The following is a 12,806-nucleotide window of genomic DNA, read 5'->3' as shown; positions in this document are numbered from 1 at the left end:
AATTATTGTAAACCGTCTAAAGCGAGGTTAAATTTCAGTACATTGATTTTTTCAGTTCCGAATACACCAAGAAGTGGTTGTTCTGTATGGGATGTTATTAATTCCTGAATTTTGTTCTCATCGATCTTTCTGATGTTAGCAATTCGTTTTGCCTGAACTTTTGCCGCCTGTACAGAGATATTGGGATCTAATCCTCCTCCACTTGCAGTTACCAAATCCGATGGGATTTCTGATTTCTGAATTCCCGGATTGTGTTTCATAAAATGGTCGATTCTTTCCTGAACCGTTTTCAAATAATCCGGATTTGAAGGACCTTTATTGCTTCCTCCTGCTCCTGTTGCATTATAGTCTACCGCTGAAGGACGTGACCAGAAGTATTCATCTCTATCGAACTTCTGGCCTATGTTGGCATAGTAGTAAGATGTTTTCGGTGAAATGTGAGAAGCTTCATTACTCTTCTCACTACTAATGATCTCTCCTTTCCCATGATTGGGAGCAGCTTGAGCAATTCCGAAAATGAAAAGCGTATAAATTCCTGAGAAAAACACAGCACATACAAGCGTTAATCTGATGGCTGATAATATATTTTGTTTCATGATAATGAATGTTAGAGGTTAGGAGTAAAAAGGAAGACGTTTAACAATCACCTTTTTACTTTTTACTTTTTACTTTTTACTTTTTACTTTTTACTTAAATAAATAGCGACACAATAAGATCAATAATCTTAATCCCGATAAATGGAATGATAACTCCACCAAGCCCGTAAATCAAAAGATTTCTTCTCAACAGTGCACTTGCTCCGATCGGTTTGTAAGCAACCCCTTTCAAAGCTAAAGGAATCAACATCGGGATGACAATCGCATTAAAAATTACTGCGGACAGAATCGCTGATTCCGGAGAATGAAGATTCATGATATTTAATCCTTGTAATGCAGGAATGGAAGCAATAAATAACGCAGGAACAATTGCAAAATACTTTGCCACGTCATTCGCAATGCTGAATGTTGTTAACGTTCCGCGAGTCATTAATAACTGTTTTCCAATTTCTACGACTTCGATAAGTTTTGTTGGGTCATTATCTAAGTCCACCATATTTCCTGCTTCTTTTGCAGCCTGTGTTCCGCTATTCATCGCAACACCTACATCTGCCTGAGCGAGAGCCGGAGCATCGTTGGTTCCGTCTCCCATCATCGCCACAAGTCTCCCTTCCGTCTGTTCCTTTTTGATGTAGTTCATTTTATCTTCTGGTTTCGCTTCTGCGATAAAATCATCGACTCCGGCTTTTTCAGCAATGAATTTTGCAGTCAGAGGATTATCTCCGGTTACCATTACGGTTTTGATTCCCATTTTTCTTAATCGGTCAAAACGTTCTTTAATGCCCGGTTTAATAATATCCTGCAATTCTATCACTCCCAGAGCTTTTTCATTTTCTGAAACCACGAGCGGTGTTCCTCCGTTTTGCGAAATAGCTCTGACTTTTTCTTCAACCTCTACTGGAAATAGATGGCCCGAATTTGTAACAATATTTTTAATTGCGTCAGTTGCCCCTTTTCGGATTCGTGTGTTCTCATAATTAATCCCCGAACTTCTTGTTTCTGCTGTAAAATTGATATACTCCGGTGAAATGTTAGAAGTAAGAATAGCCAGTTCCTGTTTTACAACACCATTTACATCTAACTTTTCACTCAGTTCCACAATAGATTTACCTTCCGGGGTTTCATCGGCCATAGAACTTAGAACTGCTGCCTTTATCAATGTTTTTTCCTCAATTCCGTTAGCCGGATAAAAATTTGTGGCTTTTCTGTTCCCGATGGTAATTGTTCCGGTTTTATCCAGTAATAAAACATCAATATCTCCTGCAGTTTCCACTGCTTTACCACTTTTAGTAATTACATTGGCTCTTAAGGCTCTGTCCATTCCCGCAATACCGATTGCTGATAATAGTCCACCGATTGTAGTTGGGATCAGACAGACAAATAATGAGATAAATGCTGCAATGGTAATCGGCGTATTGGCATAATCTCCAAATGGTTTTAAAGTCACCGTAACGATTACAAAAACTAATGTAAATCCGGCTAACAGGATCGTTAAAGCAATTTCATTCGGGGTTTTCTGTCTTGACGCGCCTTCGACCAAAGCAATCATTTTATCTAAGAAGCTTTCTCCGGGTTCTGTGGTAACTTTTACTTTAATTTTATCTGAAAGAACTTTCGTCCCTCCCGTTACACTGCTTTTATCTCCTCCTGCTTCACGAATTACCGGAGCACTTTCTCCTGTGATCGCGCTTTCATCAATCGTAGCCAATCCTTCAATAATCTCTCCGTCAGAAGGAATAATGTCTCCGGTTTCACAGAAAAATACATCTCTTTTTTTTAATTGATTAGACGGTACTATTATAATTTCTCCATTTGAAGAGAACATCTTTGCCGGAGTTTCCTCTCTGGTTTTTCTTAAAGAGTCAGCCTGAGCTTTTCCCCTTGCTTCGGCAATTGCTTCTGCGAAATTAGCAAAGAGAAGCGTGATAAATAATATTGCTGTGACGATAATATTATAGATGAGACTTCCCTGAGAAGTTTCTCCTGCTGCAATCCACACACAAACTCCGGTCATTACCAATGTTCCGATATACACCATAAACATGACCGGATTACGGAACATTTTTGCCGGGTGCAGTTTTATAAATGATTGTTTCAATGCTTCATTTACTAATTCAGCCTGAAACAAATTGTTATTATTTCCTTTCATTTTTTATTTGTTAGAAGTAGAAAGTAAAATGTGAAAAGAGTAAAAATCATTCACATTCAATTATTTATACTTATATTTATTTTTTTAACACATTTTTGATGAAACCCCATAGAAATTTAAAAGCGTGGAGTGACAGTATTGCTTTAATTAAAGAAGTATATCTTGTTACCAAGTCTTTTCCTAAAGAAGAACTTTTCGGTACTACTTCACAAATGCGGCGAGCCGCGTTATCTATTCCTTTGAATATTGCAGAAGGAGCCGCAAGAACCAGCAAAAAAGAATTTGTCCGTTTTCTTGACATATCCATTGGATCTATTGCAGAGCTTGATACTTTATTGCTCATTTCATTTGAATTAGAATTTTTATCTAACGAAGAATTCCATTTGTTAAATAGTAAACTTGATTTAATTGGAAAGCTCGTTTATGGTTTGAAGCGGAAGTTGCTTAGTGAGTGAGAAGATCTATGTAAAACGTGAGATGTATCGATTCCACTTCTTACGTCTTACTTTTACCTTCTCACTTCTCTTTCTACATACTAAAATACTCTGCGATAGGTCCCAAAGCTAATGCCGGGAAGAATGACAATGCTGCTACAATGGCAATGACCGCAAATACCATCAATCCGAATGTTGAAGTATCTGTTTTTAATGTTCCTGCACTTTCAGGAATATATTTTTTAGCAGCAAGACTTCCTGCAATGGCAACCGGACCGATAATGGGTAGATATCTTGCCATTAACATAACTATTCCGCACGCAATATTCCAGAAAGGAGTATTGTCTCCCAATCCTTCAAAACCACTTCCGTTATTGGCACTTGATGAGGTAAATTCATACAGCATTTCACTGAAACCGTGGTAACCCGGATTATTCAGCCAGCTTGCGAATGTTTCTGGATTCTGAGCATACAGATGACTCGCTATCGCCGTTCCTGAAAGAATCAGAAAAGGATGAAGAAGCGCAATAATCATGGCGATTTTCATTTCTTTTGCTTCAATTTTCTTTCCAAGAAATTCAGGGGTTCTTCCTACCATCAATCCACTGATGAAAACGGCAAGAATGATGAAAATATAAAAGTTCAGAAATCCTACACCAACACCTCCATAAAAGGCATTCACCATCATTCCCAACATTTGGTTCATACCGCTTAAAGGCATAAAGCTGTCATGCATAGAATTGATGCTTCCTGTAGAAATTACTGTTGTAGCAATACTCCAATATGCAGAGGCAGCAGATCCGAAACGTACTTCTTTTCCTTCCATATTTCCCATAGTCTGAGAAATTCCCATATGAGAAATCGCAGGATTGCCATTCATTTCAGTTGCTACGGTAGGAATCATAAGAAGTAAGAAACCTATGGTCATTACTCCAAAGACTGTCCAGGCTAATTTTCTTCTTCTGACAACATATCCCATTGCAAAAACCATCGCCAAAGGAATCAGCATTTGAGTAACTATTTCTACGATGTTGGTAAAGTAATTCGGATTTTCGAAAGGATGCGCTGAGTTGGGTCCAAAAAAACCGCCTCCGTTTGTTCCCAGATGCTTTATGGCTGTAAAGGCAGCAACAGGACCACGGCTCACTTCAACTTTGTCTCCCTGTAGATTTGTAATAGTATCTTTCCCTTCAAACGTCATTGGTGTTCCACTGAATACCAATAATGTAGCAACAACGATTGCAATAGGTAATAAAATTCTGGTACAGCTTCTTACGAAAAAGAAGTAAAAATTCCCCAGCTTTTCGGCCGTTCTTTCTCTCATGGCAACAAAAACGACTGCAGCGACTGCCATTCCGCAACCTGCACTGATAAACTGCCACAACATGAGAATAAGCTGTCCTAAATAAGACATTCCCGTTTCCCCTGAATAATGTTGAAGATTGGTATTTGTTACAAAGCTTACCGCCGTATTGAATGCCAAATCTCCACTCATTGACGGATTATGATCCGGATTTAAAGGAAGCCAACCCATATTGGTTAGCACAAACATGGCGACTAAAAACCAAACGAGATTGATCGTTAATAAAGCAAGCAGGTGTTGTTTCCAGGTCATTTCCGTGTCAGGATTAACACCCGCTGCTTTGTAGAAAATTTTATCTACCGGATTGAAGATCTTATCCAGCCAGGTTTTTTCATTACTGTATATTTTCCCGATGTATCTTCCTAAAGGTATTGCAAGACCTACTGCTAAAAAGAACATCAATAGTATTCCTAAAATTTCTGAGTTCATTGTTTTTAATTAAAATTTGAAAATTGATCGTGAATTATTCTTCAATTCTCATTTTGGTTAAAATTTCTCTGGTTTTACCAGCACATAGCACATATATCCGAATACACTAATGGCTATAATAAATAATGCGGTCATATTTTTTCAAAGTATTTTACGGTTAGAAAAAACAAAGCGAAAAGCGCTGCTCCTGTTATGATTAAAATGATGCTCATTTTTATATTTTTTTATACTTACTGAATGATAGCGGCTACTACAAATACTCCAAGAATAACCACTACATTGATGATTAAAATTTCAAGATTGTGTCTGTTGTTGGAAGATTTCCATTCTTTCCAGCTTCCCTGTTTTCTTACTTTCATATTGATATTATTTTAAATTCCTGATTTATATATCTGATGCAGATAGCATTTTTAAGAGGAAGAGGGATTTTTTCAAAAATTAAATTCTTGTAGGCTTTATCACAAGGAAACGTGAGACTGTCCAAAGAATAGATAAAAACAGATTCTATTGCATTTCTTAATGCCTGATCGCCTTTTTTATACATCTCATCCATTTTATTAAGACAGGTTACCAAAACTTTCTGATCTTTTTTGCGGATGAGTTTTCTGATTTGTTTTGTGAACACATTAATGACCATAAAAGAATTTCTGGTTCTGAATGTGTCTTTAAATTCCTCTTCGGTTTCAGGAACTACTTTTACGATTTCCTGCATTGCTTCTGTATGATTCATTTTAGAATTATTTGAATCATAGATGCCAATTTATATTCCTTTTTAAAACAAAACCAATTAATACACTACATATCAATTAGTTGTATTGAAATCAATGATTTAAAGCAATAAAAAAGCCTATCAAAATGATAGGCTCATTATCAATATGATAATTATTTATGCTATTTTGTATTCTTCTATTTTGCGGTAAAGAGTGGCAATCCCGATTTCCAGCAGACGGGCGGCTTCGGCTTTATTTCCCTGAGTATAATTGAGAATTTTCTGAATATGAAGTTTCTCTGCACTTGCCATAGAAAACGCAGACAATGTTTTATCTGTGGTAGATTGAGCCGTTGAAATCTGCTGCATATCGAAAGGCAGGCTGCTAATGGATAACTCCTGACTGTCTTCCAGAATGACACTTCTTTCTATAATATTACGGAGCTCACGAATGTTTCCTTTCCAAAAATGTTTTTTTAACACATTCAGATAGTCATTAGAAATAGAAATAATCTTTTTTCCAACTTTCTGTGTGTATTTTTTTAAGAAAAAAGTAGCCAGATCTTCAATATCTGAGATTCTTTCCCTTAGCGAAGGAAGGATGATATTGAAAATATTAATTCGGTAATACAGATCTTCTCTAAAACTTCCGTTGTCGATTTCTTTCTGTAAATCTCTGTTGGTAGCGGCAATGATCCTTACATTCACTTGAGTCGGTTTGCTGTCTCCCACTTTCAGAAATTCTCCGGATTCTAAAACACGTAATAATTTTGCCTGCAAATCTAATGGCATTTCTCCGATCTCGTCAAGAAAAACGGTTCCGTTGTTGGCTTCTTCAAAGATTCCTTTTGAGTCTTTTAATGCTCCTGTAAATGCTCCCGCTTTATGACCAAACAATTCGTTTTCCAATAATTCTTTACTAAAAGCAGAACAGTTGACCGCTACAAAATTCTGTTTATTTCTATGACTTGCATTATGAATTGCCTGTGCAAATACTTCTTTTCCGGTTCCTGTTTCTCCCGTCAAAAGAACAGTCGCATCTGTCACAGCAACTTTTTTCGCTGAATGAATTGCCGATTCTATGGTTTTTGATTTTCCGATGATATTATCAAAAGACTGCTTGTCTCCCAATTGTTTTTCAAGCTGTAGGAGTCTTTTGTTTAAGCTCACCTTATCCATGGCTTTGTAAACAAGCGGAATGATCTTATTGTTATCGTCACCTTTGGTAATATAATCGAATGCTCCGTTTTTTATCGCCTGAACACCATCGGGAATATTTCCGAATGCGGTCAGAAGAATGACTTCAATCCAGGGATAGCTTTCTTTGATATTTTTGGAAAAATCGACTCCGCTTCCGTCGGGAAGTTTCACATCACTGATCACGACATCAATTTCTGAGTTTTCCAGTCTTTTTTTTCCGTTCTTCAGATCAGAAGCCTGAAATATTTCAAAACCTTCCAGCTCAATAATTCTGGAAAGAAGCGTTCTGATTTTTTCTTCATCATCGATGATTAATATCTTGCTCAAAACAATAAAATTAAGAGACAAAGGTAAAAATTATACGGGCAGAAAAATGATATTTTTAATCAAAACTGAAGATTACAGAATTTCCAACAGCTCGTCTTTTGACAGAGTATTAAAGAAAGAAGCATCTGTTTTAATTAAATCCTGAGCCAGCTTATGTTTTTTCTTCTGCATATTCATGATTTTTTCTTCTACTGTATTGGTACAGATCAGCCGGACTGCCACTACATGTTTTGTCTGTCCGATTCTGTGGCTTCGGTCAATCGCCTGATTTTCGATGGCTGGATTCCACCATGGATCAATAAGGTATACGTAGTCTGCTTCGGTTAGATTCAAACCTACTCCTCCTGCTTTTAGGCTGATTAAAAATACCCGAACCTCATCATTGGTCTGGAAATTCTGGACTTTGGCTCCCCTATCTTTCGTCTGTCCTGTCAGATATTCAAACGGAATATTCTTTTTCTCCAGTTCAGTTTTAACAAGATCGAGCATCCCTACAAATTGGGAAAAAACCAATATTTTGTGTTCTTTGGATTTATTTTCAATCTGTTCGGTAAGGATTTCAATCTTCACGGCATTATTTCCGGAATGTCCTTCTTTTAAAAGTACCGGAGAATTACATATTTGTCTGAGTTTCGTTAACCCCGTTAAAACATGCATCCTGTTTTGTGTGATCTCATCATCATTGGTAGCAGAAATAAATTCGCGCAGTTCCTGTTCGTAATTATCATAGATTTTACGTTGCTCTGCATTCATTTCACAGTAAATGACCATCTCCGTTTTTTCGGGTAATTCTTTGGCAACCTGTTTTTTTGTTCTTCTGAGAATAAAAGGTTTTATTTTCTTTTGAAGTTCCAATGCTCTTTTGCTGAATTCAAATTTATCAATTGGGATCGCATAAATATCTTTGAAATACTGCTTGCTTCCCAACAATCCGGGACAGGCAAAGGAAAGCTGTCCATAAAGATCAAATGTATTGTTTTCAACAGGTGTTCCTGTAAGTACGATTCTGTTTCTGGATTGCAACAAACGTGCTGCTTTATATCTTTCTGAATTAGGATTTTTAATTGCCTGTGATTCATCTAAGAAGATATAATTGAACCGGAAATTTTTCAGAAAACGAATATCAGACAATACCATTCCGTAGGTCGTTAATACGATCTCATATTCATTTATTTTTGTGATACTTTTCTCTCTTTCGGCTCCATAATGAGTCAATATTTTTAGAGAAGGGGCAAATTTTTCTATTTCTTCCTGCCAATTGAATAATAAAGAGGTCGGAACCACCACCAAATTGGTTGTATGTCCATATTTTTCTCTTTGTGATAAGATGAAAGCAATGATCTGTAAGGTTTTTCCCAACCCCATATCATCGGCAAGACAGCCTCCGAAATTGAAATTGTCTAAAAAATTCAGCCAGTTCAGTCCTTCCCGCTGATAATCTCTGAGTTCTGCATTCAATTCAGCAGGAACTGATATTTCAGATCGATTTATCTTTGAAAATTGCTCGTGATAAGTTGTAATTTCGTTTTGTACTTCTTCACTCAACACTTCTTTTTCAAATAAATCGGATATTTCTGTGAAATTGACTTTCGGAATTTTAAGTAAATCCTCGTCTATATCTCCTGCCTGAAAATATCTGTTTATTTTTTCTATCCATTCATCAGGTAAAATTCCGTGAGAACCATCATCCAGCTGTACAAATTTACTTTTGTTTCGGAGCGCTCTGTGTACCTGTTTCAGTGTGGCTTTCTTTTTTCCGAAATGCACTTTCAGTTTAGCATTAAACCAGTCAATTCCGCTATTGACCTCTATCGTTATTTTAGCTTTGTGAGGATTGAGTTTATTGTTTTTAATTTCATTAAATCCAAGAATGGTAATTCCTTCATTTCGCCATATTTCAAAAGCATTCAAAAACCAGTTTTCGTCTAAAAATTTATCTTTATGCAGATAGAAATATTCACGTCCTTCCAACTGTTCACTAAAATCAGGATGCTGATTCATGATCATTGAAGTAAGGGCAATTTCTGCATTATAATCGCGCTCTATTGTAAATTCATTTCCGTTCTGATCGGTATCAAAAATCTGCTTTCTGGAATAAACCGGAACTTCCACTTCCCCATACTTCATGACAGGAATAATAGAGATGAAATTTCCAACCTGATTGAGATAAACAATGCGTTCTACTTCAAAATTTTTCTCAATAAGCTCTACGGAAGTGGCTTTACGGATATAGCTGTAATTAATATGAACCAGATTCTCTAAAGGAGCCAGAACAGTCTGAACAAATTCTTCATATTTGGAAGAATGAACCAGTAAAATTTCGTTGTTGGCTTTAAAGAACTTAAGCACCCGAAGCATATCGGGATGATCTACATAATGGAAAGTCTGCTGATGATAGACAAAATTTTCATTCCGGATCACCACATTTTTGAAAGGAATTGAAACATCATTGAAAACAAGTTCACCGGTAATTTCAAAAAACGGTTCTTTTTTAAATACGGTCAGTTGTATTTCAGCTTTTAAAACCTTTACCTCAACAGGAATCAGAGATTTTGCTGAAATGGTTTCAGAGATATCTCTGTCATGAAAATACACCTCTAATTCTAACGGATTTTTAATAATCTGCTGTAAAGCATCCAGTTCAGTATCCGTATTGTCTTCATTGTATTTATTCTGGAAAACAACAAGGGCTGTATAAAATTTAATCGCTAAAGGACTTTCAGATTTCCATATCAGATTCATCGGATCTGTACTGCTTACCGGATTTTTAATTTTTCCTGTCTGCGTTATATCGGCTTCCATGAGCAAAAAGCTCAACTGGTTGTAGTAACGGTGTCTGCCAATAACAAGGATCTGCTTTTTATCTGTTTCCTGATCCGCTAATTTTTTGATGAGAGATTGCTGTTGGGGAATAAGGTCTTTCTTAAAAACCTGCTCATCCATTTTCAGCAGTTCCTTCATTTTACTTTCGATACTCAACTTTCCATCCGAATAATTCAATTGGAAATAGGCATCCAGATTCGATTCGTTTTCTAAGCCATATCCTTTGGCTGATCGTACTAGTATTTTACGACGAAGATTATTATCATAGAATATCCGAAAGTCTTCTTTCTCAAGAATACAATGAATAATCTCAGCCTGATGTTCACACAATTTTTGATCATCGTGATCACAGGAACAGGATGAAATAACATCATTTCCAATCTGACTTACCGAAACTCTGGGAAAATCAAATGTTGCATTGTTTTTAGTAAACACACCAACATTCAGTTCAAGAGCAATGGGAAAAATATTTTGGAAGTCTCTGTTTTCCATAAAGCTTCCGTTGTGGGTATGTTTCAGCAACTCATACACTGAAAGCGTACTGATATGGGTATTAAATAGTGTATATTCTCCTGATAATTCCATTACTGATATTCCTGTTAAGAATGTGGGATGAGGTGGCAAATTTCTGAAAATTAAGTACTAAATCAAATAATGATTAAGCCAAGTTTAAAAATATTTTTATGTATCTGATACATTTAAGTTTCATCATAAAAAATACCTCAAGGAAATCCTCAAGGTATTTCTGTATATAAATGGGGGGCTATTTTTAATTTCTTTTAAATACAGATTGTCCATTTTTGAATGTTTCCATTACTTTTATTTCTTTAATTGTTAATGGATCTACTTTCAATGGGTTTTTGTCTAAAATCACAAGGTCTGCTTTTTTACCTTTCTCAAGGCTTCCTTTTTCATTTTCTTCACTCCATTGCCATGCTGCATTTATGGTAATCGCTTTAAGTGCTTCATACGGTGAAATACGCTGATCGGGACCAAGTATAATACCGGATCTAGTTTTCCTGTTTACTGCGGCATAGACAGCAGTAAGAAGATCAGGAGGCGTTACAGGTGCATCATGGTGAATGGTAAAACGTATTCCGTTGTCAAGTCCTTCTTTAAGCGGACTTATATGCGAGCCTCTTTCTTTTCCTAAGACACTGCTTAAATACCAATCTCCCCAAAGATAACAATGGGTTGGAAACCAACTTGGCATAATTCCGATCTGCTTAAATCTTGGAACCTGATCGGGACGACAAACCTGGCTATGGATAAGTACACAACGCATATCTGAAGTAAGAAGGCCTTCTTTTTTTAAAGTATCCATTAAATTCAGTCCTTCGTCAATGGCTGCATCTCCATTACAGTGAATATGAGCCTGCATACCGTGCGAAAGTATGTTTTTAAGTCCGTCATATGCTGCTTTGTGACTATAAATACCATGTCCTTTAAAGCCTATTTCTTCTCCATCCGGCGGTACAAGATAAGGTTTTGTAAGCCATGCTGATTTTCCCTGTGGAGAACCGTCAAAAGTCATTTTTATAGCTCCTATTTTGAAGTGATTATCATATTTTCGGTAGTATTTTTTTAAAGAATCCAGACCGTTTATATTGGTATCGTAGTCAGGAAGAACAATATAGTCTCCTTTTAGTAATCCTTTTTTATTGGCTGCCATTACTAAACCAATGTTTTCAGGTATAGAACGTCCATCACAGATTGTTGTTTGCCCATTAGCAAACCATTCTTTTTCGGCATTTAATAACCCTTTAATCTTATCTTCTTCTGTTGATTTTGGAAGTTTACTCATCACAAAAAGAAGCGTGTTGATATTGGCATTTTCCTGCATTTTCCCGGTAAGTATTTTAGATTCAGTATTCTTACCTATCACTCCACCTTCCGGATCGGGCGTATCATATGAGATCTTCATATCATTAAGCAAACGAGTATTTGCCACTCCCATATGGCCGGAAGCATGAAGTATATATATTGGATTAACGGAAGATACCTCATCCAGTTCCTGTGCTGTAGGATGACGATGTTCTTTCATAATGGCATCATCATATCCGTTTCCGACAACCGGCATTCCTGACGGAATATTATTTTTATGAATATACTCTTTCAAAGCCTTTTGAAGATCAGGAATCGACATTACCTTACCATAAGGTTCAGGTGCTAAATCAGCAGCAAAAGAAAATGAAGCTGCCTGAGTAACGTGACCATGGGCATCAATAAAACCCGGCATCAGCATTTTACCTTTAAGATCAATGACCTGAGTTGAATCTCCTTTATAAGACATGGCCGTTTTTTTGTCACCAGCAAACGTTATTTTACCGTCTCTTACGATTAATGCTTCAACATAATTTGCATTATCCCCTGTCATGGTAAGAATATCTCCGTTAATGTAAATAGTATCTGCTCTTTCATTTTTTGGGGAAGTACAGGAATACAATATCAGAGATGTAAAAAAAACCGTCAGTAATTGCGAAAAATTTAAATAATGTTTTGTGATTTGGTTAATCATACTGTTTATTTTTATAGTTATAAATTCAATAACAGAAATTATTTTATCAATTTCTTTATTTTTTTTAAAAGAAACTATCTTGTACAATAAACATGAAAACTTAATGAAACGACTAAAAGCTAAAATATTTAATTTAAAAAAGCATAATAAATTAGTTTTTAAGCATTTAAATCTTATCAAAATTAGCTAAATAAATATAAGAATAATAAAAAAGAGATAACTATTTCTATTTTAAGTATAATATCACTCTAAACATCC

The 12,806-nt window shown here is 36.1% G+C and carries 10 protein-coding genes; 1 reads left to right on the top strand and 9 read right to left on the bottom strand.

Annotated elements, in window-relative coordinates:
* Positions 1 to 2: 2 nt before the first annotated feature.
* Positions 3 to 596, bottom strand: a complete 594-nt coding sequence (locus JI747_RS02675) for a K(+)-transporting ATPase subunit C (protein WP_225686088.1) — start codon at positions 594 to 596, stop codon at positions 3 to 5.
* 94 nt (positions 597 to 690) lie between these two features.
* The gene (kdpB, locus tag JI747_RS02670) at positions 691 to 2,745 is read right to left on the bottom strand and encodes a potassium-transporting ATPase subunit KdpB (RefSeq protein WP_225686087.1); all 2,055 of its coding nucleotides are present in this window, start codon (positions 2,743 to 2,745) and stop codon (positions 691 to 693) included.
* A gap of 98 nt (positions 2,746 to 2,843) precedes the next feature.
* Between kdpB and JI747_RS02665 the strand changes: the two genes are divergently transcribed.
* On the top strand, positions 2,844 to 3,200 hold the full coding sequence (locus tag JI747_RS02665; protein ID WP_225686086.1) for a four helix bundle protein: 357 nt from the start codon (positions 2,844 to 2,846) through the stop codon (positions 3,198 to 3,200).
* A 73-nt stretch (positions 3,201 to 3,273) separates the two neighbouring features.
* On the opposite strand, the gene kdpA is transcribed toward JI747_RS02665, so the two are convergent.
* From kdpA to JI747_RS02635, 7 genes are all read right to left on the bottom strand, one after another.
* Positions 3,274 to 4,971: a potassium-transporting ATPase subunit KdpA gene (gene kdpA / locus JI747_RS02660; protein ID WP_225686084.1), complete on the bottom strand. Its 1,698-nt coding sequence runs from the start codon at positions 4,969 to 4,971 to the stop codon at positions 3,274 to 3,276.
* A gap of 57 nt (positions 4,972 to 5,028) precedes the next feature.
* Positions 5,029 to 5,106, bottom strand: a complete 78-nt coding sequence (locus JI747_RS02655; RefSeq protein WP_225686785.1) for a potassium-transporting ATPase subunit F — start codon at positions 5,104 to 5,106, stop codon at positions 5,029 to 5,031.
* Positions 5,107 to 5,201: 95 nt separating this feature from the next.
* The gene (locus JI747_RS20350) at positions 5,202 to 5,330 is read right to left on the bottom strand and encodes a hypothetical protein (protein WP_262904120.1); all 129 of its coding nucleotides are present in this window, start codon (positions 5,328 to 5,330) and stop codon (positions 5,202 to 5,204) included.
* Entirely contained in the window at positions 5,327 to 5,701 is a 375-nt protein-coding gene (locus tag JI747_RS02650; protein ID WP_225686082.1) for a DUF7674 family protein, read from the bottom strand. Before JI747_RS02650 ends, JI747_RS20350 begins: the two co-directional genes overlap by 4 nt.
* A 156-nt stretch (positions 5,702 to 5,857) precedes the next feature.
* Complete coding sequence (locus JI747_RS02645) at positions 5,858 to 7,207, bottom strand: sigma-54-dependent transcriptional regulator (RefSeq protein WP_225686080.1); 1,350 nt, start codon at positions 7,205 to 7,207, stop codon at positions 5,858 to 5,860.
* Positions 7,208 to 7,279: 72 nt separating this feature from the next.
* On the bottom strand, positions 7,280 to 10,615 hold the full coding sequence (locus tag JI747_RS02640; RefSeq protein ID WP_225686079.1) for a DEAD/DEAH box helicase: 3,336 nt from the start codon (positions 10,613 to 10,615) through the stop codon (positions 7,280 to 7,282).
* 184 nt (positions 10,616 to 10,799) lie between these two features.
* Positions 10,800 to 12,548, bottom strand: a complete 1,749-nt coding sequence (locus JI747_RS02635; protein ID WP_225686078.1) for an amidohydrolase — start codon at positions 12,546 to 12,548, stop codon at positions 10,800 to 10,802.
* Positions 12,549 to 12,806: the final 258 nt, after the last annotated feature.

Origin of the sequence: Chryseobacterium tagetis (genome assembly GCF_016735585.2) — a bacterium.
In the GTDB taxonomy this organism is placed as follows: Bacteria; Bacteroidota; Bacteroidia; order Flavobacteriales; family Weeksellaceae; genus Chryseobacterium; species Chryseobacterium tagetis.
The sequence above is the reverse complement of the archived record's forward strand: the minus strand, read 5'-3'. Positions and strand labels throughout refer to the sequence as shown.

Bases quoted from the DNA above. Each gene is read 5' to 3' on its own strand.
- JI747_RS02635 (WP_225686078.1), bottom strand. From the start codon at position 12,548: ATGATTAACCAAATCACAAAACATTATTTAAATTTTTCGCAATTACTG.
- kdpA (WP_225686084.1), bottom strand. From the start codon at position 4,971: ATGAACTCAGAAATTTTAGGAATACTATTGATGTTCTTTTTAGCAGTA.
- JI747_RS02650 (WP_225686082.1), bottom strand. From the start codon at position 5,701: ATGAATCATACAGAAGCAATGCAGGAAATCGTAAAAGTAGTTCCTGAA.
- JI747_RS02665 (WP_225686086.1), top strand. From the start codon at position 2,844: ATGAAACCCCATAGAAATTTAAAAGCGTGGAGTGACAGTATTGCTTTA.
- kdpB (WP_225686087.1), bottom strand. From the start codon at position 2,745: ATGAAAGGAAATAATAACAATTTGTTTCAGGCTGAATTAGTAAATGAA.
- JI747_RS02640 (WP_225686079.1), bottom strand. From the start codon at position 10,615: ATGGAATTATCAGGAGAATATACACTATTTAATACCCATATCAGTACG.
- JI747_RS02655 (WP_225686785.1), bottom strand. From the start codon at position 5,106: ATGACCGCATTATTTATTATAGCCATTAGTGTATTCGGATATATGTGC.
- JI747_RS02675 (WP_225686088.1), bottom strand. From the start codon at position 596: ATGAAACAAAATATATTATCAGCCATCAGATTAACGCTTGTATGTGCT.
- JI747_RS20350 (WP_262904120.1), bottom strand. From the start codon at position 5,330: ATGAAAGTAAGAAAACAGGGAAGCTGGAAAGAATGGAAATCTTCCAAC.